This is a genomic window from Maritimibacter sp. UBA3975 (assembly GCF_002384975.1).
Lineage (GTDB): Bacteria > Pseudomonadota > Alphaproteobacteria > Rhodobacterales > Rhodobacteraceae > Maritimibacter.
The window spans coordinates 249,566-274,971 of record NZ_DGCP01000011.1 but is presented as its reverse complement, the minus strand read 5'-3'; the positions used below and the strand labels follow the sequence as shown (position 1 = coordinate 274,971).

The following is a 25,406-nucleotide window of genomic DNA, read 5'->3' as shown; positions in this document are numbered from 1 at the left end:
CTACTGCTCTCCCAGCTTCAGGTCTGGGTGGTAGTCGCCCGGCACGTCCTTGGTGACGGCCTGCCCGCAGCGCATCACGCCATTGGCTGCGTCGAAGGCATAGGTGGGGCTGCCGTGCAGCGCCCAGCCCTTGTTCAGCGCCGCCGTCACCTTGTGACAGAAGGCGGACGTGTCGTCGGCGGAGAGAAAGCGGTAAAGCTGCATGTCGTCCTCCTCAGCCGAAGACCGGGTAGCCGAGCCAATAGTGGATCGCGGCGATCACGCCGAAGACGACGACCGTGCCCACGGCCGCGCCGATTTCCTTGCCGACCGGGAACGGGCCGGTGTTCTTGGCGGGCTTGTCCTGACGATTGATCGCGATGACCTCGTAGACTGCCCAGGCGAGCAGGCCGCCGAACAGGATGAACGACGGCCCATCCCCATTCACCAGCAGGTGCGCGATGGCCCAGGCCTTGACCGCGGTCAGTTGCGGGTGGCGGATCTTGGAGGTGATCCAGGTCTTCATGCCCGAGGCAGCGAAGAGATAGACGGAAAAGACCATCAGCAGGTTGTTGATGCCGACGGTGGCCGGATGGCGGCCCCACCAGAACGGCTCGGCCGGAGCCATGCGGTAGCCGATGACCATCACGACGATGGCGAGGATCGAGACGAGCGCGACCGGACCCTTGGCCTTGTCGCCCATTTTCGCCCGAGCGGCGGGGGCATAGCGTTTGAACGAATGGGCGGCGACCCACAGCAGAACACCGATAATCAACACGAGCATGGCTTATCCTTCGAGACTGGCTATGGCCTCTGCTTTCGCCAGCAGGGCCTTCGCGGTCACGATATGCAGATTCTCCACGATCTTTCCATCAACGACCGCCACGCCCTGACCCGAGGCCTCGGTTTCCTCGAAGGCCGCGATCTGGCGGCGGGCAAGTTCGATGTCGGCCTCGGACGGTGCGAACAGCTCGTTCGCTATGTCGATCTGGGCCGGGTGGATCAGCGTCTTGCCGTCGAACCCCAGGTCGCGGCCCTGTTCACATTCGGCGCGCAGCCCGTCGTCATCCTTGAACGCGTTATAGACGCCATCGACGATCAAGGCGCCCGCCGCGCGTGCGGCGATCAGGCTGATCTGAAGGCTGGTCATCACGGTCATCCGGTCGGGCGTGACGCGGCAGCCCAGTTCCTTGACCAGATCGTTTGTGCCCATGACGATGCCCGCAAGGCGGGGATGCGCGGCAATCTCACGCGCGTTCAGGATGCCCTCGGGCGTTTCCATCATCGCCCAGAGCGGCACGTCGGGGATCATCTCGGCCAACGTGGCGAGGTCGTAGGCCGAATTCACCTTGGGCAGAAGCAGCGCGTCGATGTCGGCACCCTGCATCGCTTCCACGTCCTGCCGGCCCCAGACCGTCTCGAACCCGTTGATCCGCACGATCTTCATCCGCTGGCCGTAGCCGCCCTTGTCGAGCTCGGCGCGCAGGGTGGTGCGGGCCTCGGCCTTGGCATCGGGGGTGACGGCATCTTCGAGGTCGAAGATGATCGCGTCGGCCGCAAGCCCGCGCGCCTTCTCCAGCGCCCGCTCTTTCGAGCCGGGAATATAGAGGACAGAGCGGACGGGGCGCATCGACTGGGTCATGATTCTACCTCAAAGCAATTTTGTTGCGCGAAACCAACATGGGGCGCACGAATTGGCAAGAACGTTTTTGCCGCATCGCAGAATTCTCCGGCGCGCCGGGCGCAACGCCCTTTGAGTTAACCATTAATTCGGCGCTCGCGGCCCAAGGTTTGTGTACAGGCCGGACAGCACGGGCATCGCTTGCCCGCAACCGTTCCCGAGGGGCGGGTCCGGCGACAGCAAACGGGCGTGTCACCGACAGGATCGGTCCGGCGGGCCCAGACCGAAAGGACGCCCAGATGCACCGGACCCTTCTTACCAGCCTCACCGCCGCCGCGCTTTTGGCCCTGCCGCAGGCCGCTGCCGCCCAATCCAATACCTGTGCCGCGCGCGACCGGGTCGTCGAACACCTGTCGGACCGGTTCGGCGAAGCCCGCCAATCCATCGGGCTGGCGACCGGCAACCGGGTGGTCGAGATGTTCGCCTCCCCCGAAACCGGCACCTGGACCCTCGTGATGACGACACCCGACGGGCGCAGCTGCATCATCGGTGCGGGACAGGCCTGGGAACGTCTGGACGAAGAGGTCACGCCGGCGGGCCAGCCCGCCTGAGCGTCACGTCAGCGCATCCCAGACAAGCTTGGCGCCCGTCAAGGTGAGCAGGACATAGGTCACTGCGAAATACAGCCGCTCAGGCATGACGTTGTGCGCCTTGACCCCCAGCCAGACCCCGACGATCGCCGCGGGCACCAGCATCAGGTCGACCAGTGCGGATTGCCAGGTGAAGATGCCGAGGAAGAGGTAGGGGATGAACTTCATGAGGTTGATCGCCCAGAACGACAGCACGGTCGTCGCCTGATAGGTCGTCTTGTCGATCTTCTGGCTGAGCAGATAGACGGCGAAAGGCGGCCCGCCCGCGTGGCTGATGAAGGACGTGAACCCGCCAACGGCCCCGGCCACGGCGCCGGCGACCGGCCCCAGCGGGCGGGGCGCGACACCGATCACCCCGGACTTGCGCCCGAGCTGAAACGCCACGAAGCCAAGCGCGACCGCCCCGATCAACAGACGGAACACATCCGGGTTCGCGACCTTGTACACCAGCGCCCCGACCGCCACGCCGGGGATGGCCGACAGGATCAGAAGCCGGGCGATCCGGCCATCCCATTTGCGCCAATAGGGTTTCAGGGCCGTCACATCCATCAGCATGAGCAGGGGCAGCATCAGACCGACCGCCTGTCCCGGCTCCAGAATCAGCGCCAGAAGCGGCGTGGCGGCAAAGGCCGCACCGGACCCGAAGCCGCCCTTGGATATCCCGGCGAAGATGACTGCCGGAATGGCGACGACGAAGAACAGGAAGTCGATTTCCACGGGGGGCCGCTCCGGAAGTGCCTGACACCTCTCACCTTTAGCGTTATCAGCCGCGCCCGCAACCCGGTGCGCCGCGTTGCAGCGGTCTTGCGCGTTCAGGTGAACGGGGCTAGGCAGCGCAAGGACAGATAACCTGATCGGAGATCAAACACATGGCTCGACCCAAGATCGCGCTTATCGGTGCAGGCCAGATCGGCGGCACGCTCGCTCACCTCGCCGCGCTGAAGGAACTCGGAGACGTCGTTATGTTCGACATCGCCGAAGGCACCCCGCAGGGCAAGGCCCTCGATATCGCGGAAAGCGGCCCGGTCGAGGGCTTCGACGCCGCGCTCAAGGGCACGAACGACTATGCCGACATCGCGGGCGCCGACGTCTGCATCGTGACCGCCGGTGTGCCGCGCAAGCCCGGCATGTCGCGTGACGACCTGCTCGGCATCAACCTCAAGGTGATGAAGGCCGTGGGCGAAGGCATCCGCGACAACGCGCCGGACGCGTTCGTGATCTGCATCACCAACCCGCTCGATGCGATGGTCTGGGCGCTCCAGCAATACTCGGGCCTTCCGGCCGAGAAAGTCGTCGGCATGGCCGGCGTTCTGGACAGCGCACGCTTCCGTCACTTCCTGTCGGTCGAATTCGACGTGTCGATGAAGGACGTCACCGCCTTCGTCCTCGGCGGCCACGGCGACACGATGGTGCCGCTGACCCGCTATTCCACCGTCGCCGGCATCCCGCTCCCCGATCTGGTGGAGATGGGCTGGACCACGCAGGACAAGCTCGACGCGATCGTGCAGCGCACCCGCGACGGCGGCGCCGAGATCGTCGGCCTGCTCAAGACCGGCTCGGCGTTCTACGCGCCCGCCGCCTCGGCCATCGAGATGGCCGAAGCCTATCTCAAGGATCAGAAGCGCCTCCTGCCCTGCGCAGCATGGGTCGACGGCGCGCTGGGCCTGAATGGGATGTATGTGGGCGTGCCCACAATCATCGGCGACAAGGGCATCGAGCGGATCGTGGACATCAAGATGACCAAGGACGAGCAGGCGATGTTCGACAGCTCGGTCGAGGCCGTGAAGGGCCTTGTCGAAGCCTGCAAGGGCATCGACTCGAACCTCGGCTGATCGTTCCGATCGGTTAATGCGACGAAAGGGCCGGGGCATTCCCGGCCCTTTTGCTTTGCGGGGCCACCTGCGCAAGGCGCCCGAACCAAATCAGGATTCCAAAGGAGTAGAGCGCCGCGCCGCAGGCCCTTTCACGGCCAGCAAGTCGCGCCGCCGCGATTGCACCTCCGTCGCGACAGAATCCAGCGCCCCCGCCAGCGCCGCGTCGATCCGCGCACCCGTCTCGTCGATGTCCCGCTCCGGCGCGAACCGCGCGACCGCGCCCGTGATGTCGACCGTGGGGCGATGCAACGCACCGCGCGCCTCCAATGTCGCCAGGACACCGGCGTCCAGCCGACAGGTCCGCGCGAACCGCTCCAATGCCGCCGCCCTCACATCCGGTGCCGCGATGATCTCCCGCAGCGCTGCGTAGCGCTCGGCCCGCATCAGCACGCGCGTCTCGCTCTGCGCGGCGTACCTGAGCTGCTTGAGCGCCCAGTGAACCGGGGTCAGCCCCTCGAAATGCAGGATGCGCGCGGTCTCGGCCCGTCGCTTCGGGCGCGGACCGTCCGACCCCGTGACCCGATGCGTCACGACATGATGCGGCGTGCGGGCGGGCACCATCGGCTTGGCCGAGGCATATCCGGCGAGTCCGCGCGGGCCGAGGAACGGCGCCTCGTCGCCATAGACCCCGCGCAGATCGCCCGGCACCGGCCCCCGGAACGCACCGGCGAACAGCCCCTCGTCGCCCGGACCCAGCACACGCTCCCACGGCGCAACGGCGAGCCAGTCCTCGCCCGGTCCCATCGCGTCGATCTCGGCCCAAACACCCTCTGGCGCCCAGAGAAACTCGTCGGCGTCGAGGTGGATCAGCCAGTCGGCCAGCCCTTCGGCCACCGCCCAGCGAAAGTTGGTGTTTTGCCGGGGCGTCTGGATCGCAGGGCGTTTGTCCCAGCCCATCGCGCGCCAATGCGCCGCATCGCAGCGGATGACCCGCACGCCGGGAATGCCCTCCAGCACCCCGGCGGCGGGATCGTCGGGGTCATCAAAGAACAGCGTGACCTCGGCCCCGAGCGACAGGTGGTGACAGGCAAAGGCAAGCACGAGGTCGAGCGGCTCGCGCACCGTGGCCACCACGGCCCAGCGCCGCTCACCCATTGCGGCGCGCCCGCCGTTTCTGTCGCACGATGGACCGGGAGTGGGCGGCAAGTTCCGCCGCGTGGAGACGGTCGAACGCCGCCATCGAGAAATCCGGCGCAAGCTCCGGCGCGACCGCCGCGACAGCGCCCGCCACGTCGACGGGATAGGTGGCAAGCGCCCCCACCTCGGTCAGCGCGTCCGCCTCGCCCTCGGACAGCCGGTAAAGCGCCTCGTAGACCCGCGATCCCGCTCGTTCCGGGTTCTGCGCCTGAAGGATCGCCCCGATCGAGGCCATGCGCTGCTTGTTCAGAAGCTGGTTCATCGCCGTGCCCTGTGTCGCGTAACGCAGGTTCTTGAGTGCCCAGTGCGCGGGCGTGATCCCGTCGAAATGCAGGATACGGGCGCCGGGGGCCTCGACCGCGGGCCGTGCCGCGCCGCCTTCGGCATCGCGCACCTTGTGGATGGCGAGGAACCCCTCGCCGGGACGCGCCATCGCCTTGCCCGCGGAATAGCCGCCCATGCCGCCCGACAGCGCCGCCGCGCGCTTGCCATAGACCAGTTCGGACAGCCCCGAATGGTCGTGCAGCGGGCCGCGAAAGACCCCGCCATAAATGTCGCCCCCCGGCGGGCCGGTCCAGCACCGCTCCACGTTCGGGATATGCAGCCAGGACCCCTCCGGCACCCCGGCCACCTCGTCGCCCAACGCCCCGGGCAGCCACAGCAGCTCATCCGCATCCGTATGGAGCAGCCAGTCAAGGTCGCTTTGCGCCATCACCCGGTTCGCGTTCACCGTCTGCCGCTTGGTCTGAAGCGCGGGAGGGGGGGAAAACCCCGCCGCCTCCCAATAGGCCGCATCGCAGAGCGTGACCTGCACACCGGGAATGCGCGCGGCCAGCTTCGCCGCCGGATCGGTCGGGACGTCGAAAAACAGGTGGACGGTCTCGGCCCCTATACTCAGGTGATGGCAGGCAAACCCGACGATCAGCACCGAGGGTTCGCGCACGGTCGCCACCACGCCCCAGCGCGGCGGATTTGCCTGTGCAGTCGATACCATGGGTGTCACATACGGTCCGTTTCGAGGGGCGGAACGGCCCAACCTTGGGTTATTGCGGAGTCCCTGTCCAGATTACCCTTTCGTTTTGCGCCCTGACCCGTCAGAAAAGAGAAAAGACGAAAGATGGACATGGCAGTTAAAAGACGCGCCGATTTTGCCGAAAACCGCCTGCGGATCCTCTCCGCTGCGGATGAGATATTCGTCGAACGCGGGGTCGGCGCACCGCTGGACTCCATCGCGCAACGCGCCGGCGTCGGGCGCGCGACCTTCTTTCGCCACTTCCCGGATCGCCGCGCCCTCATCAACGAGATGCTCGAGCTTTTCCTCGTCAAGCTGGAGGAGGCGAGCGCGACGCTCGCCGTCACCGACCGGTCGATTTTCGACATCACCGGACAGCTTTACGATGAGATGATCCATTACGCCCCCATCGCCGATTTCCTGCGGGCGCAAAGCCGGGAAGACCCGGTGCTGCTTCAGGCGATCGACCGTTTCCACGCGCTTCTGCGTCCGCATCTCGTGCGCGCGCTGGAGGCGAAAGTGGTGCGTTCTGACCTGCGGGAAGCGGATATCGTGATCTTCGCGGTCATGCTCGCCGCCGCCGCGACCACCCCGAATATCGGTCCCGAAGGGCGGCGCGCCGCCTATGACCTGATGCTGCGCGGGCTCCACAACCAGGGCTGATATGCGAATCCACCCTGCGTCGGGGTGCCGCATGTTTGATTTGTGATCACGACTTTACGGGGTGTGATCACAGAGTTCGCGAATCTACGCCATTTTTGCGGTAACACCGAAAAAGTCGTTTATCGGCGGTGTTACGGGGTGCATGTAGGTCGCGAACGCAAACCAGATGGGACGAGTTCATGAACATCCATGAATATCAGGCGAAGGCGCTCCTTCGCGACTATGGCGCACCGGTCTCCGACGGCCGCGTGGTGCTGAAGGCCGAGGAGGCCAAGACGAAGGCGAGCGAACTGGACGGCCCGCTCTGGGTCGTGAAGGCGCAGATTCACGCCGGCGGCCGCGGCAAGGGCCACTTCAAGGAAGAGAGCGCCGGCGAAAAGGGCGGCGTGCGCCTGACCAAATCGGTCGAGGAAGCCGCCGAAGAAGCCAAGAAGATGCTTGGCCGCACGCTGGTCACGCACCAGACCGGCCCGGCGGGCAAGCAGGTCAACCGGATCTACATCGAGGCCGGCTCGGGCATCGAAACCGAGCTTTACCTCGCGCTCCTCGTGGACCGCGTGACGAGCCGCATCTCCTTCGTCTGCTCGACCGAGGGCGGCATGGACATCGAGGAGGTCGCCTCTTCGACCCCCGAAAAGATCCTGTCCTTCTCCGTCGACCCGGCCACCGGCTACCAGCCGTTCCACGGCCGCCGCATCGCGTTTGCCCTCGGCCTCGCCGGCCCGCAGGTCAAACAGTGCGTCTCTCTGATGGGCACGCTCTACAAGGTGTTCACCGAGCGCGACATGGAGATGCTCGAGATCAACCCGCTGATCGTCACCGACGGCGGCGACCTCAAGGTGCTCGACGCCAAGTTCGGCTTCGACGGCAACGCGCTCTACCGCCAGCCCGACATCGCCAACTTGCGCGACGAGACGGAAGAGGATTCCAAGGAACTGGAAGCCTCCAAGTACGACCTCAACTACATCGCGCTCGACGGTGAGATCGGCTGCATGGTCAACGGCGCGGGCCTTGCCATGGCGACGATGGACATCATCAAGCTCTACGGGGCCGAGCCTGCCAACTTCCTCGACGTGGGCGGCGGCGCGACCAAGGAGAAGGTGACCGAGGCGTTCAAGATCATCACCTCCGACGACAACGTCAAAGGCATCCTCGTCAACATCTTCGGCGGCATCATGCGCTGCGACGTGATCGCCGAGGGCGTGGTTGCCGCGGTCAAGGAAGTGGGCCTCAAGGTGCCGCTGGTTGTCCGTCTCGAAGGCACCAACGTCGAGAAGGGCAAGGAGATCATCAACAACTCCGGCCTCGACGTGATCGCCGCCGACGACCTCAAGGACGGCGCGCAGAAGATCGTGAAAGCGGTGAAAGGCTGAGCCTTGGTCGTCGTGGTCCGCAGATACAACGTCGCATATGTGCCTGTTCCCAAGGCCGCCTGCACGTCGTTGAAACGGGCCATGTACAGGCTTGAGCATGGCAAGGACTTTGCGGGCGAGATGAGGAACGGGCGGAAAGTGGGTATTCAACGTGCCTATCCGACACGTCCGTTCACCCCCGCCGCGCTGGAGGGTCTGAAAGACCCGTTCACCTTCGCGGTGCTGCGCGATCCGGCGGAGCGGGTGCTGTCCACCTGGTCCAACCGGGTGATGCAGCGCGGGCGGCTCGAGGTCGAGAACCAGCGCAAGCTGGATCGTCTCTTCGCCGGCCGCTGGCGGCGGTTGGGGCAACGGTTCGGGCTCGGCGGTCAAGCGCCAAGCCTGCTGAACCCGCGTCCGGACCTGAACGACTTCGTTCTGAACATCGAAGCCTACAGCCGGTCTTCTGCGGCGGTGCGCCATCATACGCGCTCGGTCGCGGATTTCCTCGGCCCCGATCTGTCGGTCTACAACCGGCTCTACCGGGTTCAGGATATGCCCGCGCTGGAAGCTGACATCCGGGACCGCACCGGACTGGATACCTTCGCCGTGCCACGCACCAACGTCTCTCCGCCTGAATACCGGGCAGGCATCGCCGACCTCAGCGATGCGGCCTTCGACAAACTCATGACGTGGCTGGAGCCGGAATACGAACTGCTGTCCCAGTGGTTCACGCCGCCCCGCCGCGACCAACTCAACACGCAACAGACAGGAACCATATAACAATGGCCGTACTCGTTGATGAAAACACCAAGGTCATCTGCCAGGGCTTCACCGGCTCGCAGGGGACTTTCCACTCGGAAAAGGCGATCGCCTACGGCACCAAGATGGTCGGCGGCGTGACCCCCGGCAAAGGCGGCCAGACGCATCTCGACCTGCCCGTGTTCAACTCGGTCCACGAGGCCAAGCACGAGACCGAGGCGAACGCCTCCGTCATCTATGTCCCGCCGCCCTTCGCCGCCGACTCGATCCTCGAAGCCATCGACGCCGAGATGGAGCTGATCGTCTGCATCACCGAGGGCATCCCGGTCATGGACATGATGAAGGTCAAGCGCGCGCTGGAAGGGTCCAAGTCGGTCCTCATCGGCCCAAACTGCCCGGGTGTCATCACGCCCGATGCCTGCAAGATCGGCATCATGCCGGGCCACATCCACAAGCGCGGCACCGTCGGCGTCGTCTCCCGTTCCGGCACGCTCACCTACGAGGCCGTGAAGCAGACCACCGACGTGGGGCTGGGCCAGTCCTCCTGCGTCGGCATCGGCGGCGACCCGATCAAGGGCACCGAGCATATCGACGTGCTGGAATGGTTCCTCGCCGATGACGAGACCGAGTCGATCATCATGATCGGCGAAATCGGTGGCTCGGCCGAAGAAGAAGCCGCGCAGTTCCTCGCCGACGAGGCCAAGAAGGGCCGCAAGAAACCCGTCGCTGGCTTCATTGCCGGCCGCACGGCCCCTCCGGGCCGCCGCATGGGCCACGCAGGCGCCATCGTCGCCGGCGGCAAGGGCGGTGCCGACGACAAGATCGAGGCGATGAAGGCCGCCGGGATCGTCGTGGCCGAAAGCCCGGCGGGCCTTGGCGAAGCCGTGCTGAAAGCCATCGGCAAGTGACCTTGGCCGGGCGGCATAGGCGGACGCGGGGCGGGGGGCCAATCACGGCCCGCCGCCTCTGGCGTGCCGCGTGCCGCCCGGTGCTCGCCCTCACGGCAACCCTCACGCTCGCGACCCCCGTGCTGGCCGAGGATTCGGCCAGCCGCTTCATCGACTGGATGACCGAGCGCTGCACCGACCCGACCCAGACGCTGGCCCAGGCCGAGGCGGCGATGTCGGGCTGGCGTATCGCCGACGCCACCGAAACCGACTTCATCTCCGGTTTCCTCGCCGATCTGGAGGCCCGCGCCTTCCACGCCCGCGGCCAGATGCGCGAGGTGGAGCGGGGCCAGCTCACCGCCGACCTGCGCGCGCGCTCGGACGCCTGGCTTGCTGAAACCGACCCGACCCGCGCTCAGGGCCGCATCTATGTGCATGAGGAAAACGGCTTCCTCGCGCTCGCCCGCATGTCGAACCAGTCCGAGCGGGTGAAGGTCCACGGCTGCTACCTGCTCCTGCGCGGACCCGACCAGACGCTGACCGACGACCTCGTCGACCGCTTCGTGGTCTTTCCGCGCCAGTCCGACGAGGCCGGCTTTTTCTGGCAGGCGCGCGACGTGCTGGAATGGCAAGGCCAGTCGCGCGAAAGCCGGCGCAGTCTCGCGATCTTGATGACCGACGACAACAAACGGGAAGCGGCGGTGCTTAACTTCTCGAACATCCTGACGGATACAAGGTGAGGTCACATGACCCACACCCTGTGCCGATAACCCCAGAGATCCAACGGTGATCCCATGACCGACCAAAGCTCCAACGACCAGTTCCACGCCTCCAGCTTCATGCAGGGGCACAATGCCGAGTATCTCGAACACCTCTACGCGCTCTACGCCAACGACCCGAACGCGGTCGACGAGGCGTGGCAGGCGTTCTTCCGCGAACTAGGCGACGACGAGCTTTCGGTGAAGGCCGAGGCGCAGGGGCCGTCCTGGACCCGCGCCGACTGGCCGCCGCAACCCAATGATGACCTGACACACGCGCTTGACGGCCAATGGCCGGCCGAGGTGGAAAAGGCGCCCAAGGACCTCGCCAAGAAAATCGCGGACACGGCCAAGAACCGTGAGATCGAGATCACCGAGGACGCGATCAAACGCGCCGTGCTCGACTCGGTGCGCGCCCTGATGATCATCCGGGCCTACCGGATTCGCGGCCACCTCGCCGCCGACATCGACCCGCTGGGGATGCGCGACACTTCGGGCCATGCCGAGCTGGACCCGAAATCCTACGGGTTCCAGGACAAGGACATGGATCGGCCGATCTTCCTCGACAACGTGCTCGGGCTCGAAGTCGCCACCATGCGCCAGATCATCGACATCGTGCAGGCGACGTATTGCGGCACCTTCGCGCTGCAATACATGCACATCTCGAACCCCGAAGAGGCCGGCTGGCTCAAGGAACGGATCGAAGGCTACGGCAAGGAAATCCGCTTCACCCGCGAAGGGCGCCGCGCGATCCTGAACAAGCTGGTCGAGGCCGAGGGCTTCGAGAAATTCCTGCACGTCAAATACATGGGCACCAAGCGTTTCGGCCTCGATGGCGGCGAAGCGGTGATCCCGGCGATGGAGCAGATCATCAAGCGGGGCGGCAACCTCGGCGCGAAAGAGGTCGTGATCGGTATGCCCCACCGCGGCCGCCTCTCGGTGCTGGCCAACGTGATGAGCAAACCCTACCGCGCGATCTTCAACGAATTTCAGGGCGGCAGCTACAAGCCCGAGGATGTCGACGGGTCCGGCGACGTGAAATACCACTTGGGCGCGTCGAACGACCGGGAGTTCGACGGCAACACCGTTCACCTGTCGCTGACCGCCAACCCCTCGCACCTCGAAGCGGTGAACCCGGTCGTGCTGGGCAAGGCCCGGGCCAAGGGCGACCAGATGGGCGACCCGGATCACCACAAGGTCATCCCGGTCCTGCTCCACGGCGACGCGGCCTTTGCCGGTCAGGGTGTCGTGGCCGAGTGCCTCCAGCTTTCGGGCATCCGTGGCCACCGCACGGGCGGCACCATCCATATCGTCGTGAACAACCAGATCGGCTTTACCACCGCGCCGCACTTCTCGCGGACGTCGCCCTATCCCACGGATATCGCGCTGATGGTCGAAGCGCCGATCTTCCACGTCAACGGGGATGATCCCGAGGCCGTGGTCCACGCTGCCAAGGTCGCGACCGAGTTCCGGCAGAAGTTCCACCGCGACGTGGTGCTCGACATCTTCTGCTACCGCCGCTTCGGCCACAACGAGGGGGATGAACCCATGTTCACCAACCCCCTCATGTACAAAGAGATCAAGACCCACAAGACGACGCTCCAGCTCTACACGGATCGTCTGGTCAAGGACGGGCTGATCCCCGAGGGCGAGATCGAGGATATGAAGGCCGCGTTCCAGTCGCATCTGAACGAGGAATTCGAGGTCGGCAAGGACTACAAGCCGAACAAGGCCGACTGGCTCGACGGCCGCTGGTCCCACCTCGACAAGCAGGGCGAGGATTACCAGCGCGGCGAAACCGCCATCCCCGAAGAGACCTTTCAGGAGGTGGGGCGCGCGCTCTCGACCGCGCCCGAGGATTTCACGCTGCACAAGACGGTTGGGCGGCTGCTCGAAGCCAAGGCCGAAATGTTCAACTCCGGCAAGGGGTTCGACTGGGCGACCGCCGAGGCGCTGGCTTTCGGCTCGCTCCTGACCGAGGGCTACCCGGTGCGGCTGTCCGGGCAGGACTCCACGCGCGGCACCTTCTCGCAGCGCCACTCGGGCCTCGTCAGTCAGGACACCGAGGAACGGTATTACCCGCTCAACAACATCAAGAAGGGGCAGGCGCGCTACGAGGTCATCGACTCGATGCTCTCGGAATACGCGGTGCTGGGCTTCGAATACGGCTACTCGATGGCCGAACCCAACGCGCTCACGTTGTGGGAGGCGCAGTTCGGCGACTTCGCCAACGGCGCGCAGATCATGTTCGACCAGTTCATCTCGTCGGGCGAATCCAAGTGGCTGCGCATGTCCGGCCTCGTTTGCCTCCTGCCGCATGGCTATGAAGGGCAGGGGCCAGAGCACTCCTCGGCCCGGCTTGAGCGGTTCCTGCAGATGTGCGGCGGGGACAACTGGATCGTGGCCAACTGCACGACGCCGGCCAACTACTTCCACATCCTGCGCCGGCAGCTTCACCGCTCCTACCGCAAGCCGCTCATCCTGATGACGCCGAAGTCGCTCCTGCGCCACAAGCTCGCTGTGTCGGACGCAGCCGATTTCACCACGGGCTCGTCCTTCCACCGCGTGCTGTGGGACGATGCGGACGCGCAGAAGAACACCGGCAAATCGACGATCGAACTCAAGACCGACGACAAGATCCGCCGCGTCGTGATGTGCTCCGGCAAGGTCTACTACGACCTGCTCGAAAAGCGCGACGCCGAGGGGATCGACGACGTCTACATCATGCGGGTGGAGCAGTTCTATCCCTTCCCGGCGCTCTCGCTGGTCAAAGAGATGGAGCGCTTCCCGAACGCCGATGTCGTGTGGTGCCAGGAAGAACCCAAAAACCAGGGTGCCTGGACGTTCATGGAACCCAACATCGAATGGGTGCTCTCGCGCATCCGTTCGGACAAGGTGCGCCCCGTCTATGCCGGTCGCGCCGCCGCTGCCTCGCCCGCGACGGGCCTGGCCAGCCAGCACAAAGCACAGCAAGCCGCGCTCGTTCTCGACGCGCTGACCATCGAAGGATAAGAGATTATGAGCACCGAAGTTCGTGTTCCCACGCTGGGCGAAAGCGTGACCGAGGCCACCGTTGCGACCTGGTTCAAGAAACCGGGCGATGCGGTCGAAGCCGATGAAATGCTCTGCGAGCTGGAGACCGACAAGGTCACGGTCGAGGTTCCGGCCCCCGCCGCTGGCACGCTGGGCGACATCGTGGCGAACGAGGGCGACACCGTGGGTGTCGACGCGCTCCTCGCAAATATCGAGGAAGGCTCCGGCGCCAAGCCCGCGAAGAAATCCGAGGCCAAGGAAGAACCCGCCAAGGAAGCGGCTCCGGCCAAGTCCTCCGGCGGTGGCGACAGCGTCGACATCATGGTCCCCGCACTGGGCGAGAGCGTGAGCGAGGCGACGATCTCCACCTGGTTCAAGAAGGTCGGCGACACCGTTTCGGCCGACGAGATGCTGTGCGAGCTGGAGACCGACAAGGTCTCGGTCGAAGTGCCGGCACCCTCCGCCGGGACCATCGCCGAAATCCTCGCGGACGAGGGCGACACCGTCGCGGCCGGCGCCAAGCTCGGCGTCATCTCCGCCTCCGGCGATGCGCCGGCACCGTCCGCCAAGGCCGAAGAGCCGAAGGGCGATGAGGCCCCTGCCGCCGGGTCCGACAAGGATGTCGAAGACGCACCGTCCGCCAAGAAGATGATGGCCGAAGCCGGGCTCAAGCCCGAGGACGTCAAGGGCAGCGGTCGTGATGGCCGCGTGATGAAGGAAGACGTGCAGGCCGCCATCTCGGCCTCCAAGTCCGCGCCCAAGTCGTCGGCACCTGCCGCCGCCCCGGCCCAGGCGCCCCGCGCCCCGGTGTCGGCCCAGGACGAGGCCCGCGAAGAACGCGTCAAGATGACCCGCCTGCGCCAGACCATCGCGCGCCGCCTCAAGGAAGCCCAGAACACCGCCGCCATGCTCACCACCTACAACGAGGTGGACATGACCGCGGTCATGGAACTGCGCAACGAATACAAGGACCTGTTCTTCAAGAAGCACGGCATCAAGCTCGGCTTCATGTCCTTCTTCGTTAAAGCCTGCTGCCACGCGCTGAAAGAGGTGCCGGACGTCAACGCCGAGATCGACGGGACCGACGTGATCTACAAGAACTACGTCCACATGGGCGTGGCGGTGGGCACGCCCACGGGTCTCGTGGTGCCGGTCGTGCGTGACGCCGACCAGATGAGCTTCCACGGCATCGAGGCGACGATCAACGAGCTTGGCACCAAGGCCCGCGACGGCAAGCTGTCGATGGCCGACATGCAGGGCGGCTCGTTCACCATCTCGAACGGCGGCGTCTACGGCTCGCTCATGTCCTCGCCGATCCTGAACCCGCCGCAGTCGGGCATCCTCGGCATGCACAAGATCCAGGAGCGGCCGATGGTCGTGAACGGCGAGATCGTGATCCGCCCGATGATGTACCTCGCCCTCAGCTACGACCACCGCATCGTCGACGGCAAAGGCGCCGTGACCTTCCTCGTCCGTGTGAAAGAAGCGCTCGAGGATCCGCGCCGCCTGCTGATGGATCTGTAAGATCGGTGGGTGAGGCCGACCATATCGCGCAAAGGGGCGCGCGCCATCCAGTGTGGGCGCGTCCGATGTGCTGGTGGTCGGCGCTTTACTCTGGAAGCTCGACCGCCATGGATACGACGCACATCATCTCCAAGGTGCCCTACTCGCCCAAAAGTAGCGCACACACCAATGCGGAACGAATGGGGACGTCAATCAAGGCCATTGTATCTGGCCTCGCTATTGCCACTGCCGGCTATGCTGGCCCGGCAAATGCACAGATTGCCATTAGTGACCATGTCGAGACGGCAGCGATCATCAATGTCGCAGAGAACCTTTGCGACATCAATTTTGGTGACCGTCTACTTCACCATGTAATGCTGGCAGCGTCCGAAATGAGCATTGGCATTGAAGCCGCGGCTGTGCTCACTGATCGCCGACATGCGGAGATCGTGTCTTATCTGAATCAGACAAGAAAGCTGGACGAGTTCTGCAATAATGCTCGGGCAGGAAAGCTTAGGTGACCCAGGTCGAAACACGCTTTGCCCGCCACCCCAACAGGGAGGCGCAATGAATGACCGTCGCTCTCTGGGGCCTCATCGGACTGGCGCTCTTGATCCTCGTCCATGTCAGCGTGGACAGTTTCCTCCTGAAGGGCAGCGTCGGCAACGCCTGGACAGTCGGCGCGCGCGACACGCCGCCGCAGATCGGCCCCGTTGCGGGCCGGGCGCACCGGGCGCTGTGGAACCTTCTGGAAACCGCCCCCGCCTTCATCGCTCTCGTGCTGGTCGCCGAGCTTGCCGACCGGGGCGGCGGCTGGATCACATGGGGCGTCGGCCTCTACCTCGCGGGCCGCATCTCCTATCTTCCGGCCTATCTCTCGGGTCTGCCGTGGGTGCGCACCGGCTTCTGGCAGCTGTCCATGGTCGGGATCGTCCTCTTGCTGATCGGCGTGATTGCCGGGTAAGGGGGAGGGGATGAGCGACGAGATCGACGACCAGGCCCGCGCGGAACGCGAGCGGATCACCGACACGGCGCAGACCGAGCTGGACGCGCTCGAGGCCGGGGTCATCCCGTTGCGTCGGCTCGTCAACACATGGGCCATCCGTGTTTTCGTCTTCGCGATCATCGTCATCATCGTCGCGCGCGTGACCGGCAGCGGACGTGACTGGGTGATTCCGGCCATTGCGATCTATGGCGCCTTCTCGCTCGCCCTCGCCTTCCTGATGCGCCACCTGCACCGGAACAGCATCGACAAGACCCGTGCGCGGATCACCGCCGCATCGGACTCGCTCGATCGTGAACTGGACCGACGCGATGATTGACCACGAGCCACCCCGCGCGCGATATGGCCGCGCTCCGGTCCGGAGCGTCACGAAAGGTCCGACCATGCCCCTCCGCCGCGCCGTCCCGCTCGTCGCCGTCCTCTCGCTCGCCGCCTGTGCGATGCCGATCGAAGTCGACCAGCCGCCCGTCCCCTACATCACGCTGAAACCGCTGAACGAAGTCGGGCGGTCGTCCTTCACCGTGCGCGCCTTCAACGAGGAAAGCGGGCGCGCGCGCGAGATGTCGGGCATCCCCTGCACCTTCGGCGGGGATGGATTCGTCTCGACCTTCACCGCGCCCGCCGTCGTCACCGCCCCCAACATGGGGCCGCGCACACCGCCCGCCTCGGTCAAATGCAGCTACGATGGCCGCACCAAGACCCGCTCGCTCACCCCGGTGAACCAGACCATCGGGCAGATCGCCGGCACCGTCTCGGCCGGCGCGAACGCCGGTGTCGTCGGTGTGCTCGTCGGCGGGGCCGTGGCCGCCGCCCAGACCGTCACCCGCGACAAGGAGGCGGACGTCTGGGGCTACCCCGACGTCTCGATCACGTTCGACTGATGCTCTGCGCGCTGCATATCCCCGCATCCGCCGCCCGGTCGCGCGCGGTGGACAATGCGCGCCGCACCGGTGAGGATCGCCCGGGTTGGGACACCGACACCTGCCGGAACTCGGCGCGCCTGTCACGGACACGGGCGCCATTCACCGGACCTCAAATCTGCGGAGCAACGCAATGACACCCGAACTCACCGTCCTCGCCCTCGCAGCCCTGCTTCAGGCGGTGCAATTCGGCCTCATGTCGGTGCCCGCCAACCTCGAGCTGGGGCCGGGCAAGACGACCTCGCCCCGCGACACCTCGCGCCTCAAGACCCCGCTGATGGATCAGGTTTCGGACAAGACCGGGCGGCTCTACCGCGCCTTCAACAACCACTTCGAAGCGCTGATCCTTTTCACCATTGCGGTGGTCGTCGTGTCCATTTCGGATCAATCGACCCTTTTCACCACGACCTGCGCATGGGTCTATCTGGGCGCGAGGATTCTCTACATCCCGGCCTACTATTTCGGGTGGGCGCCGTGGCGCTCGCTCATCTTCTTCGTGGCGTTTCTCGCCACCTTCGCAATGATCCTGGCGGCGCTGTTCTGACCGGGGTGTGCACATAATCGTATGTACGCGGTGTGCACACCATGTGTACGCGCTGTGCATGACAGAAAACGGCCAAGGAGGGACCTATGGCAGACTATGATGTGATCGTGATCGGAAGCGGCCCGGGCGGCTATGTCTGCGCCATTCGGTGTGCGCAACTCGGGCTCAAGACGGCCTGCGTCGAAGGGCGCGATACGCTGGGCGGCACCTGCCTCAACATCGGCTGCATCCCGTCCAAGGCCCTGCTCCACGCGACCCATTCGCTGCACGAGGCCGAGCACAATTTTGCGTCCATGGGCCTCAAGGGCAAGTCGCCCTCGGTCGACTGGAACCAGATGAAGGCCTACAAGGACGACGTGGTCGCCCAGAACACCAAGGGCATCGAATTCCTCTTTAAAAAGAACAAGGTGGACTGGCTCAAAGGCTGGGGCAAGATCACCGGCAAGGGCGAGGTTCAGGTCGGCGACGAGACTCACAAGGCCAAGAATATCGTGGTCGCGACCGGATCCGAGCCATCCAGCCTGCCGGGTGTCGAGATCGACGAAAAGGTCGTCGTGACCTCCACCGGCGCGCTCGAGCTGGGCAAGGTGCCCAAGAAGATGGTCGTGATCGGCGCGGGCGTCATCGGGCTCGAGATGGGCTCGGTCTACGCGCGGCTGGGGACCGAGGTGACGGTGGTCGAATACCTCGACCACATCACGCCGGGCATGGATGGCGAAGTGTCCAAGCAGTTCCAGAAGCTTTTGAAAAAACAAGGGCTTGAGTTCATCCTTGGTGCTGCGGTGCAAAAGGTCGACGCGACCAAGACCAAGGCGAAAGTGACCTACAAGCTCAAGAAGGACGACAGCGAAGAGGTGCTCGACGCCGACGTCGTCCTCGTCGCCACGGGCCGCAAAGCGTTCACCGACGGGGTCGGCCTCGAAGAGGTCGGCGTGAAGACCAACGACCGCGGCGTGATCGAAACCGATCACTGGAAAACCAACGTCGACGGCATCTGGGCCATCGGCGACGTCACCCCCGGCCTGATGCTCGCCCACAAGGCCGAGGACGAGGGGATGGCGGTCGCCGAATCCATCGCGGGCCATGCGGGCCATGTGAACTATGACGTGATCCCCGGCGTGATCTACACGGTGCCTGAGGTGGCAGCGGTCGGAAAGACCGAGGAAGCGTTGAAAGAGGAAGGGCGGGCCTACAAGGTCGGCAAATTCTCGTTCATGGGCAACGCCCGTGCCAAGGCGGTCTTCCAGGGCGACGGGTTCGTGAAGGTCCTGTCGGACAAGGAAACCGACCGTATCCTTGGCGTGCACATCATCGGACCGTCGGCTGGTGACCTGATCCACGAGGCCTGTGTGGCCATGGAATTCGGTGCGGCAGCCGAAGACCTCGCCCGGACCTGTCATGCCCACCCGACCTTTTCCGAAGCGGTGCGCGAAGCGGCGCTCGCCTGTGGCGACGGGCCGATCCATATGTGACGGGGTGTTGCGCCGCGGGCTTCGCCCGCGTCGCGGCGGGGCCTCGCTGCGCTCGGCCGGGGCGACCCCCAGGCCGAAGCGCGGGGCTGTGATCGGGTAGGGGGGCTGTCTGCCCCCCTCGCCCTTCGGGCTCACCCCCCGAAGGTTTCCTCAAACAGAGAAGATGAACGGTCCACCCCCTGCATCTGGGTGCAGGGGGCTTCTCCGTTTACGGCCCTGGCTCCTCAGCTGGTGCCGCATCGCAGGCATAGCGCCTTAACCTTAATGGCGCGTTAACGTGTCCCTTCTCTGTTTCCGAAAACCTCGGGGGGCGTCGGCCAGCTTGCTGGCCGGCGTGGGGGCAGCGCCCCCTCGGACCGTCACGCCCGCGCAGGTTCAGGGGGCTTGAAATGCAAACGCCGCGCCCGAAGGGCGCGGCGCGTCGCGACGGCGAAGCCGGCGCAAATTCCGTCAGACGCCCGCGTCCACGATCGCATCTGCGAGGATGTCGACGGTGTCTTTGTTCAGACCAGCAATGTTCATACGGCTGTCGCCGACCATGTAGATTCCGTGCCGCTCTTTCATATCCGCCACTTGTTCAGGCGTTGCGCCGAGGCGGGAGAACATGCCGCGGTGCTCGGCGATGAAGCCGAAGCGATCCGACCCCGTGCGCGCCTGCAACGCTTCGGCCAGCTGGGTGCGAAGGCCGAGCATGGTCAGGCGGACGTCCTCAAGTTCGGTTTCCCACTCCGTGCGCAGCGCCGGATCGTCGAGGATCATCTGAACGACCCTTGCCCCGTGATCCGGCGGGAATGAGAAGTTCTGACGGTTCAGATGTGTGAGGTTCTGCTGGGTCACAGCGGTCATCTTGTCGTCCGGCGACACGGCCATTAGCAGGCCCGTCCGTTCGCGGTAGACCCCGAAGTTCTTGGAGCAGCTCGCCGCGATCAGCGTTTCGGGCAGGGTCGAGGCGACGTGGCGCACGCCGGCGGCATCTGCCTCCAGCCCGTCGCCGAAGCCCTGGTAGGCGATGTCGATGAGCGGCAGCACGCCCTTCTTGGACAGAAGCTCGGTCACCTCGCGCCATTGTTCGAGGTTGATGTTCGCGCCGGTCGGGTTGTGGCAGCAGCCGTGCAGGATCACGACGTCGCCCGGGCGCACGCCGTCGAGGTCGGCCATCATGCCGGAGAAATCCACCGCCCGCGTCTCGTCGTCGAAGTAACGGTAGGGTTTCATTGTCATCTTGAGGTGCTTGATGATCGACAGGTGGTTGGGCCAGGTGGGGTCCGAGACCCAGACGGTCGCGTCGGGGTTCGCCATCTTCACGAGTTCCAGCGCCTGGTGGATCGCGCCGGTGCCGCCGGGCTGGGCCGCGCCAGCGAGCAGGTCTTCCTCTACCGCACCGCCGAGGACGAGACCCGACAGCGCCTTCACGAAGGCCGGATCACCGCCAAGCGCCGTGTAGCTCTTGGTGGTTTCAGCCTCCCAGAGCTGTTTTTCGGCTGCCTTGACCGCGCGCATGACAGGGGTGTTCCCGGTCGGGTCCTTGTAGACCCCGACGCCGAGGTCGACCTTGGTGTCGCGCGGATCTTCGCGGTATTCGACCATGAGCGCCATGATCTTGTCCTGCGCCTGTGCGTTCAGGTGTTCGAACATTTCATCTCTCCGATTGCGGCCCGCGGGCCTCTCATGCGTCGCCGGTGGCGACCTTCAGATCGTTGTACATGCCCCATTCCGCCCAGGACCCGTCGTAGATCGCGTGGCGCGGGTGGCCGATACGCGCGAGGGCGAGGTCGATGATCGCCGCGGTCACGCCGGAACCGCAGGAGGAGATCACCGGTTTGGCGAGGTCGATGCCCGCCGCGTCGAAGGCCGCGCGCAACCCGCCCTCGTCCTTCATCGTGCCGTCCGGGTTCAGGAGGTCACGGAAGGGCAGGTTGCGCGAATTCGGGATATGGCCCGAGCGCAGCCCGTCGCGCGGTTCCGGCGCCTCGCCACGAAAGCGGTCGGCGGCGCGGGCATCGACGATCTGCCAGTCGCCCAGCTTGGCGGCGGCGGCCACCTGCGTCACGTCCTTCACCATATCGGCCTGCCGGCTCACGGTCATGTGGCGGTCGCGGATGACGGGGGGCATATCCTCCAACTCGCGTCCCTCGGCCTGCCATTTCGGAAGGCCCCCGTCGAGCACGGCGACATCGGTCTTGCCCATCAGGCGGAAGGTCCACCAGACGCGGGGGGCCGAGAAGATGCCGGTGGAATCGTAGACCACGACCTGATGGCCGTCCCCGATGCCCATCGCGCGCATCCGCGACATGAACTTTTCGACCGGCGGCGCCATGTGCGGCAGGTCCGAGCGGGCGTCGGAGACCTCGTCGATGTCGAAATAGCGCGCGCCGGGGATATGGCCCGCGTCGTATTCCGCACGCCCGTCTCGGCCTGCGTCCGGCATGTGCCAGGAGGCGTCGATCAGGCGCAGGTCCGGGTCGTTCAGGTGCCGGGCGAGCCATTCGGTCGAAACCAGCGTCTTCGGATCGTCCTTGGACATCGTTTTCCCTCGTTTTCGGGTCCGACCTTGCCTACCGCCGGGGCGCCGTGCTGGCAAGGGGCGGGGCGGCCGCGACGCGGCGGAACCGCGTCACCCGGGGTGGCGATGGGCGCGGTGGCCTGAGCGGCGCGCGCAGGGAGGCGCTTCTTCATCTATGCGGCCACCGCTTGAGGCTGGAGAAGGTGCGGGACGTGCTGCCCGGCGAGGACATTACAGATAGGCGGCGGTCGGTCAGACCACAGCCTGAAACACGATCCCCGCGATCACCGCGCCGGTCACGCCGAGGGTGAGGTAGAGCGCGAAGACGCGGGGTTTCACCAGCGCCCAGATCGCGGCCATTGCCGGAATGCTGCTCACGGCCCCGGCCACCATGAACGCCATCGCGGCCCCCGCGCTCATCCCCTGTTCCATGAGACCCGCAAGCAGGGCCGGGGCGACATAGGAGTTGAGGTAGGCAGGCATCCCGACGAGGGCCGAGAGCGCGATTGTCCCGACACCTTCGCCGCCGACGACCGAGGCGATGAGCTCGGCAGGCATGTAGGCGATGAGCAGGGCCTCGAGGACATAGGCCAGCACCAACCACTTGACGAGGAAGACGAGGTTCTCCCAACCCTCGGTGCGGAAGCTCTCACGCCGGTCGGCCTCGGTCCAGATCTTCCAGTGCGGGCGGCCCGTGGCGGGGTTCGCGCCACAGCCGCAGCCTTGTTTCGGGCGGGGCTTGGCGACGTTGGCGAGCACGCCGGTGCGGGCGATGGCCATCGTCACGAACCCGCCGAACAGGCCCAGCCCGACCGCTGCCGTTGCCTTGCCGATGGCGAAGGGCCAGTCGAGCGCTGCGGCGGTGATGAGGAGCGAGCCGGGGTCGATCAGGGGGGAGGCGAGCCAGAAGGCCATGATCGCCGCAATCGGCGCGCCGAGGGCGATGAGTCCGGCGACGAAGGGGATCACCTCGCAGGAGCAGAAGGGCGCGAGTCCGCCGAACAGGGCGGCGAGGACGATGGCCGTCGCCTCGCGCCCCTCGAAAGCGCGCCCGATGAGAGTCTCGGCGCCCGAGGCCTTGAGATACGCCACGAGCGCGACCGCGAAGAGGATGAAGGGCAGCGTGCCCCCGAACGCCCGCGCCGCGTCGCCGGTGATGTGGCCCAGGCGGGCCGGGTCCAGGATGGCGACGGCGAGCAGGCAAAGGGCGGACACGGTCCAGGGCGACTTCGCCCGTTTGAGGATGTCGCCGAAAGAAGGGCTGCGGGGGGCTGTGCTGTCGGTCATGCGGCGTCCTCGGCGTTCCGGGTGGCGAGGGGGGCATCGGCACAGCACGCTTCGAGGATGTAGGCGGCCAGAAGCCGCAGTTGTTCGTATTCGGCGCGGTTGATCGTTTCGCGCCCGCGTTTCTCCTGGCTGACGAGTCCGCCGCCCACGAGCGATTTGAGGTGGTGGGCGAGGGTGGACTGGGCGATGCCCGTCCGCTCCTGAATGGCGGCGATGTTCAGGCCGTCTTCTCCGGCGCGCACGAGCGTCTTGAGGACGTCGAGGCGGTGCTCCGATCCGATGGCGGCGAAACCTGCGGCTGCGAGGGCGGGGGTCATGCGGGACTCCGTATCAAACGATATAACTAGTTTTATAGTTGATTCGACCCACAAAGCAACCCGTCTTTCTTCGGGGTCCTGCGTGCCGCCCCACCACTCTACGTTTTTTCCGGAATTTTAGAGAAGTAGAGATGAATACTGTTTTGTTTCAGTGACATGCCAGATCGTCGCCGGCCACCTTCACATGGATTCAGCCTTTCGCCGCATCGCCAAGCGCCATGCGCAGCGCCCGGTCGAGCCCGTCGCGAAACCGCGACCTGTCCGCTTTCGAGAACGCCTTGCCCCCGCCCTGCCGGAACGGATTGGCAGCCCGCAGGTCGGTCATCAGGTCGCGCGTTGCCAGCGCCTGACCCACGTTCGCGACCGTCAGCGGCTCGCCATCATGCTTCACAACCCGTGCCCCGGCCTCGACGCATTTCGCGGCGAGCGGGATGTCCCCGGTCACCACGACGTCGCCGGGCCCGGCGCGTTCGGCGATCCACTTGTCGGCCTCATCCGGGCCGTCCGGGACATAGACCATCTCGACAAGCGGGTTGGCTGACGGGCGCAGGCCGCCATTGCACACCATCGCCAGCGGCACGCGGTGGCGCGTCGCGACCGCTTCCGCCTCGGCCTTGACCGGGCAGGCGTCGGCATCGACGTAGATCACGCGTAGAGCGCCTCGGCGTGGAACGCGACGTGCTCTTCCATGAAGCTCGACACGAAGAAATAGCTGTGATCGTACCCGGGCTGGAGCCGCACGACGGACTGCTGGCGGCGCTGCCCGATCTCGCGCATCAGGGTTTCGGGCATGAGCAGGTCGATGAACTGGTCCTTGGTTCCGGTGTCGATAAGCATCGGCCCGTCGAACCCCCGTTCGCGCATCAGAAGCACGGAATCATGCGCCTCCCACGCGTCCTGATCGTCGCCGAGATAGGCGGTGAGCTGTTTCTGGCCCCAGTCCGAGGCGGTCGGGTGGCAGATCGGGGAAAAGGCCGAGACGCTGCAAAACCGTTCCGGCAGCGTCATGGCAATGGTGAGCGCGCCGTGACCGCCCATCGAATGCCCGGTGATCGCCTGCCGCTCGGGGTCCAGCGCGAAGGTGTTGAACAGAAGCTCCGGCAAATCCTCGGTGACATAGTCCCACATGCGGAAATGCTGCGACCACGGCTGTTCGGTCGCGTTGACGTAAAAGCCCGCGCCCTGTCCGAGGTCGAAAGCCTCGTCATCCGCGACGCCGGGGCCGCGCGGGGACGTGTCGGGAAACACGAGGGCGAGGCCCTGTTCGGCGGCCCATGCCTGCGCCCCGGCCTTGGTCATGGCGTTCTCATGGGTGCAGGTGAGGCCCGAGAGATACCACAGCACCGGCACCGGCCCATCGCGCGCCTCGGCGGGGAGGAACAGGCCGAAGGTCATGTCGGTCCCGGTGGCGCGGGAGGCGTGGGAAAATACGCCCTGTGTGCCGCCGAAGCAGGCGTTTTCGGATTTGAGTTCCATCGGGTTCCCCTTGCTGTGCGTCGCGCCGACCTGACCACGGGCCGCGCGTCAGGGCAAGGAGTCAGGCGCGTCCGCCGTCTGAGGCGAGGACCGAGGGGTCGATCCCGAGCGTCTTGAGCGCACGCGCCCATTTGGAGCCGTTGTCCGCGTCAAAGACGATCGCCTCGTCCGCATCCGCCATGAGCCATGCGTTCTGCTGCAATTCGTCTTCGAGCTGCCCCGGCCCCCAGCCTGCATAACCCAGTGCCGTGATCGCCTGTCGCGGGCCCGCGCCCTTGGCGATGTCCACAAGGATGTCTTTCGTGGCGGTCATGGCGAAGGTGGTATCCACGGCAAGCGTGCCGCCGCCGCCCTCGTAGTCGCCGGAATGGAGGACGAATCCGCGCCCGCCTTCGACCGGGCCACCGAAGTGCACGCCGATTCCTTCGCTCCCCGTGCCGCGCACGATGTCGAGCTGTTCCAGCACATCGTCGAGTTTGATGTCCGGCACGGTCTTGTTCACGATCAGCCCCATCGCGCCTTCATCCGAATAGGCGCAGAGAAAGACCACGCTGTTTTCAAAGCGCGGGTCGCCCATACCGGGCATGGCGATCAGGAGCTTGCCGGCCAGATCACTGAGTTCAGGCGTTTTGTCCATCGCCCAAAGATGGGCA

At 65.6% G+C, this 25,406-nt stretch carries 28 protein-coding genes; 15 read left to right on the top strand and 13 right to left on the bottom strand.

Going from position 1 to position 25,406, the window contains the following annotated elements; all coding sequences use genetic code 11:
• From B2585_RS12090 to B2585_RS12080, 3 genes are read right to left on the bottom strand one after another with little or no spacing between them, the layout of a single operon-like run.
• Positions 1–204: a DUF1737 domain-containing protein gene (locus tag B2585_RS12090; protein WP_292023392.1), complete on the bottom strand. Its 204-nt coding sequence runs from the start codon at positions 202–204 to the stop codon at positions 1–3.
• A gap of 10 nt (positions 205–214) precedes the next feature.
• A complete protein-coding gene (locus B2585_RS12085) occupies positions 215–763 on the bottom strand; it encodes an NnrU family protein (protein ID WP_292023390.1) in 549 nt (182 codons plus the stop codon).
• Positions 764–766: 3 nt separating this feature from the next.
• The gene (locus B2585_RS12080; protein ID WP_292023388.1) at positions 767–1,621 is read right to left on the bottom strand and encodes an HpcH/HpaI aldolase/citrate lyase family protein; all 855 of its coding nucleotides are present in this window, start codon (positions 1,619–1,621) and stop codon (positions 767–769) included.
• A 278-nt stretch (positions 1,622–1,899) separates the two neighbouring features.
• On the opposite strand from B2585_RS12080, the gene B2585_RS12075 reads away from it, so the two are divergent.
• On the top strand, positions 1,900–2,211 hold the full coding sequence (locus B2585_RS12075; RefSeq protein WP_292023386.1) for a hypothetical protein: 312 nt from the start codon (positions 1,900–1,902) through the stop codon (positions 2,209–2,211).
• A 3-nt stretch (positions 2,212–2,214) separates the two neighbouring features.
• On the opposite strand, the gene B2585_RS12070 is transcribed toward B2585_RS12075, so the two are convergent.
• Entirely contained in the window at positions 2,215–2,967 is a 753-nt protein-coding gene (locus B2585_RS12070) for a sulfite exporter TauE/SafE family protein (protein ID WP_292023384.1), read from the bottom strand.
• A 152-nt stretch (positions 2,968–3,119) separates the two neighbouring features.
• On the opposite strand from B2585_RS12070, the gene mdh reads away from it, so the two are divergent.
• On the top strand, positions 3,120–4,082 hold the full coding sequence (gene mdh / locus B2585_RS12065) for a malate dehydrogenase (protein WP_292023382.1): 963 nt from the start codon (positions 3,120–3,122) through the stop codon (positions 4,080–4,082).
• 90 nt (positions 4,083–4,172) lie between these two features.
• Here mdh and B2585_RS12060 read toward each other — a convergent pair whose 3' ends face one another.
• Together B2585_RS12060 and B2585_RS12055 are read right to left on the bottom strand one after the other, a co-directional pair.
• Positions 4,173–5,219, bottom strand: coding sequence for a glycosyltransferase family 2 protein (locus B2585_RS12060; RefSeq protein WP_292023381.1), 1,047 nt, complete (start codon positions 5,217–5,219; stop codon positions 4,173–4,175).
• Entirely contained in the window at positions 5,212–6,255 is a 1,044-nt protein-coding gene (locus B2585_RS12055; protein WP_292023379.1) for a glycosyltransferase family 2 protein, read from the bottom strand. Before B2585_RS12055 ends, B2585_RS12060 begins: the two co-directional genes overlap by 8 nt.
• Before the next feature lie 129 nt (positions 6,256–6,384).
• Here B2585_RS12055 and B2585_RS12050 point away from each other — a divergent pair, with 129 nt between their 5' ends.
• From B2585_RS12050 to lpdA, 13 genes are all read left to right on the top strand, one after another.
• Entirely contained in the window at positions 6,385–6,936 is a 552-nt protein-coding gene (locus B2585_RS12050) for a TetR/AcrR family transcriptional regulator (protein WP_292023377.1), read from the top strand.
• A gap of 179 nt (positions 6,937–7,115) precedes the next feature.
• Positions 7,116–8,309 (top strand): ADP-forming succinate--CoA ligase subunit beta, encoded by a 1,194-nt coding sequence (gene sucC / locus B2585_RS12045; protein WP_292023375.1) that lies wholly within the window; start codon positions 7,116–7,118, stop codon positions 8,307–8,309.
• Positions 8,310–8,321: 12 nt separating this feature from the next.
• Positions 8,322–9,071, top strand: a complete 750-nt coding sequence (locus B2585_RS12040) for a sulfotransferase family 2 domain-containing protein (protein ID WP_292023373.1) — start codon at positions 8,322–8,324, stop codon at positions 9,069–9,071.
• Positions 9,072–9,073: 2 nt separating this feature from the next.
• Entirely contained in the window at positions 9,074–9,958 is an 885-nt protein-coding gene (gene sucD, locus B2585_RS12035; protein WP_292023371.1) for a succinate--CoA ligase subunit alpha, read from the top strand.
• Positions 9,959–10,038: 80 nt separating this feature from the next.
• Complete coding sequence (locus B2585_RS12030) at positions 10,039–10,677, top strand: hypothetical protein (protein ID WP_292023369.1); 639 nt, start codon at positions 10,039–10,041, stop codon at positions 10,675–10,677.
• Between the two features lie 54 nt (positions 10,678–10,731).
• Complete coding sequence (locus B2585_RS12025) at positions 10,732–13,707, top strand: 2-oxoglutarate dehydrogenase E1 component (protein WP_292023367.1); 2,976 nt, start codon at positions 10,732–10,734, stop codon at positions 13,705–13,707.
• A 6-nt stretch (positions 13,708–13,713) separates the two neighbouring features.
• Positions 13,714–15,252: a 2-oxoglutarate dehydrogenase complex dihydrolipoyllysine-residue succinyltransferase gene (gene odhB / locus B2585_RS12020; protein WP_292023365.1), complete on the top strand. Its 1,539-nt coding sequence runs from the start codon at positions 13,714–13,716 to the stop codon at positions 15,250–15,252.
• Positions 15,253–15,359: 107 nt separating this feature from the next.
• The gene (locus B2585_RS12015) at positions 15,360–15,752 is read left to right on the top strand and encodes a hypothetical protein (protein WP_292023363.1); all 393 of its coding nucleotides are present in this window, start codon (positions 15,360–15,362) and stop codon (positions 15,750–15,752) included.
• A 50-nt stretch (positions 15,753–15,802) separates the two neighbouring features.
• Positions 15,803–16,195, top strand: a complete 393-nt coding sequence (locus B2585_RS12010) for an MAPEG family protein (RefSeq protein ID WP_292023361.1) — start codon at positions 15,803–15,805, stop codon at positions 16,193–16,195.
• Between the two features lie 10 nt (positions 16,196–16,205).
• On the top strand, positions 16,206–16,553 hold the full coding sequence (locus tag B2585_RS12005) for a hypothetical protein (protein ID WP_292023359.1): 348 nt from the start codon (positions 16,206–16,208) through the stop codon (positions 16,551–16,553).
• Positions 16,554–16,617: 64 nt separating this feature from the next.
• Entirely contained in the window at positions 16,618–17,115 is a 498-nt protein-coding gene (locus B2585_RS12000; RefSeq protein WP_292023357.1) for a hypothetical protein, read from the top strand.
• Between the two features lie 172 nt (positions 17,116–17,287).
• On the top strand, positions 17,288–17,698 hold the full coding sequence (locus B2585_RS11995; protein ID WP_292023355.1) for an MAPEG family protein: 411 nt from the start codon (positions 17,288–17,290) through the stop codon (positions 17,696–17,698).
• Positions 17,699–17,784: 86 nt separating this feature from the next.
• Complete coding sequence (lpdA, locus tag B2585_RS11990) at positions 17,785–19,170, top strand: dihydrolipoyl dehydrogenase (protein ID WP_292023353.1); 1,386 nt, start codon at positions 17,785–17,787, stop codon at positions 19,168–19,170.
• A 450-nt stretch (positions 19,171–19,620) separates the two neighbouring features.
• Here the strand turns inward: lpdA and B2585_RS11985 are convergent, their stop codons facing one another.
• From B2585_RS11985 to B2585_RS11955, 7 genes are all read right to left on the bottom strand, one after another.
• Entirely contained in the window at positions 19,621–20,805 is a 1,185-nt protein-coding gene (locus B2585_RS11985) for an aromatic amino acid transaminase (RefSeq protein WP_292023351.1), read from the bottom strand.
• A 31-nt stretch (positions 20,806–20,836) separates the two neighbouring features.
• Positions 20,837–21,694 (bottom strand): 3-mercaptopyruvate sulfurtransferase, encoded by an 858-nt coding sequence (gene sseA / locus B2585_RS11980; protein WP_292023349.1) that lies wholly within the window; start codon positions 21,692–21,694, stop codon positions 20,837–20,839.
• Between the two features lie 231 nt (positions 21,695–21,925).
• Entirely contained in the window at positions 21,926–22,960 is a 1,035-nt protein-coding gene (locus B2585_RS11975; RefSeq protein WP_292023348.1) for a permease, read from the bottom strand.
• The gene (locus B2585_RS11970; protein ID WP_292023346.1) at positions 22,957–23,277 is read right to left on the bottom strand and encodes an ArsR/SmtB family transcription factor; all 321 of its coding nucleotides are present in this window, start codon (positions 23,275–23,277) and stop codon (positions 22,957–22,959) included. The genes B2585_RS11975 and B2585_RS11970 overlap by 4 nt, the downstream gene beginning before the upstream one ends.
• A 190-nt stretch (positions 23,278–23,467) precedes the next feature.
• Positions 23,468–23,926 carry a YaiI/YqxD family protein gene (locus tag B2585_RS11965; RefSeq protein ID WP_292023344.1) on the bottom strand — a complete coding sequence of 153 codons (459 nt, stop codon included), beginning with the start codon at positions 23,924–23,926 and terminating at the stop codon, positions 23,468–23,470.
• On the bottom strand, positions 23,923–24,753 hold the full coding sequence (fghA, locus tag B2585_RS11960) for an S-formylglutathione hydrolase (RefSeq protein WP_292023342.1): 831 nt from the start codon (positions 24,751–24,753) through the stop codon (positions 23,923–23,925). Before fghA ends, B2585_RS11965 begins: the two co-directional genes overlap by 4 nt.
• A gap of 61 nt (positions 24,754–24,814) precedes the next feature.
• Positions 24,815–25,390 (bottom strand): YqgE/AlgH family protein, encoded by a 576-nt coding sequence (locus B2585_RS11955; protein ID WP_292023339.1) that lies wholly within the window; start codon positions 25,388–25,390, stop codon positions 24,815–24,817.
• Between the last annotated feature and the right edge of the window lie 16 nt (positions 25,391–25,406).

What these genes read in the sequence shown, in the direction of transcription:
- B2585_RS12090 (WP_292023392.1), bottom strand. Translation starts at nt 204, where the DNA reads ATGCAGCTTTACCGCTTTCTCTCCGCCGACGACACGTCCGCCTTCTGT.
- B2585_RS12085 (WP_292023390.1), bottom strand. Translation starts at nt 763, where the DNA reads ATGCTCGTGTTGATTATCGGTGTTCTGCTGTGGGTCGCCGCCCATTCG.
- B2585_RS12080 (WP_292023388.1), bottom strand. Translation starts at nt 1,621, where the DNA reads ATGACCCAGTCGATGCGCCCCGTCCGCTCTGTCCTCTATATTCCCGGC.
- B2585_RS12075 (WP_292023386.1), top strand. Translation starts at nt 1,900, where the DNA reads ATGCACCGGACCCTTCTTACCAGCCTCACCGCCGCCGCGCTTTTGGCC.
- mdh (WP_292023382.1), top strand. Translation starts at nt 3,120, where the DNA reads ATGGCTCGACCCAAGATCGCGCTTATCGGTGCAGGCCAGATCGGCGGC.
- B2585_RS12060 (WP_292023381.1), bottom strand. Translation starts at nt 5,219, where the DNA reads ATGGGTGAGCGGCGCTGGGCCGTGGTGGCCACGGTGCGCGAGCCGCTC.
- B2585_RS12055 (WP_292023379.1), bottom strand. Translation starts at nt 6,255, where the DNA reads ATGGTATCGACTGCACAGGCAAATCCGCCGCGCTGGGGCGTGGTGGCG.
- B2585_RS12050 (WP_292023377.1), top strand. Translation starts at nt 6,385, where the DNA reads ATGGCAGTTAAAAGACGCGCCGATTTTGCCGAAAACCGCCTGCGGATC.
- sucC (WP_292023375.1), top strand. Translation starts at nt 7,116, where the DNA reads ATGAACATCCATGAATATCAGGCGAAGGCGCTCCTTCGCGACTATGGC.
- sucD (WP_292023371.1), top strand. Translation starts at nt 9,074, where the DNA reads ATGGCCGTACTCGTTGATGAAAACACCAAGGTCATCTGCCAGGGCTTC.
- B2585_RS12025 (WP_292023367.1), top strand. Translation starts at nt 10,732, where the DNA reads ATGACCGACCAAAGCTCCAACGACCAGTTCCACGCCTCCAGCTTCATG.
- odhB (WP_292023365.1), top strand. Translation starts at nt 13,714, where the DNA reads ATGAGCACCGAAGTTCGTGTTCCCACGCTGGGCGAAAGCGTGACCGAG.
- B2585_RS12015 (WP_292023363.1), top strand. Translation starts at nt 15,360, where the DNA reads ATGGATACGACGCACATCATCTCCAAGGTGCCCTACTCGCCCAAAAGT.
- B2585_RS12010 (WP_292023361.1), top strand. Translation starts at nt 15,803, where the DNA reads ATGACCGTCGCTCTCTGGGGCCTCATCGGACTGGCGCTCTTGATCCTC.
- B2585_RS12005 (WP_292023359.1), top strand. Translation starts at nt 16,206, where the DNA reads ATGAGCGACGAGATCGACGACCAGGCCCGCGCGGAACGCGAGCGGATC.
- B2585_RS12000 (WP_292023357.1), top strand. Translation starts at nt 16,618, where the DNA reads ATGCCCCTCCGCCGCGCCGTCCCGCTCGTCGCCGTCCTCTCGCTCGCC.
- B2585_RS11995 (WP_292023355.1), top strand. Translation starts at nt 17,288, where the DNA reads ATGACACCCGAACTCACCGTCCTCGCCCTCGCAGCCCTGCTTCAGGCG.
- lpdA (WP_292023353.1), top strand. Translation starts at nt 17,785, where the DNA reads ATGGCAGACTATGATGTGATCGTGATCGGAAGCGGCCCGGGCGGCTAT.
- B2585_RS11985 (WP_292023351.1), bottom strand. Translation starts at nt 20,805, where the DNA reads ATGTTCGAACACCTGAACGCACAGGCGCAGGACAAGATCATGGCGCTC.
- sseA (WP_292023349.1), bottom strand. Translation starts at nt 21,694, where the DNA reads ATGTCCAAGGACGATCCGAAGACGCTGGTTTCGACCGAATGGCTCGCC.
- B2585_RS11975 (WP_292023348.1), bottom strand. Translation starts at nt 22,960, where the DNA reads ATGACCGACAGCACAGCCCCCCGCAGCCCTTCTTTCGGCGACATCCTC.
- B2585_RS11970 (WP_292023346.1), bottom strand. Translation starts at nt 23,277, where the DNA reads ATGACCCCCGCCCTCGCAGCCGCAGGTTTCGCCGCCATCGGATCGGAG.
- fghA (WP_292023342.1), bottom strand. Translation starts at nt 24,753, where the DNA reads ATGGAACTCAAATCCGAAAACGCCTGCTTCGGCGGCACACAGGGCGTA.
- B2585_RS11955 (WP_292023339.1), bottom strand. Translation starts at nt 25,390, where the DNA reads ATGGACAAAACGCCTGAACTCAGTGATCTGGCCGGCAAGCTCCTGATC.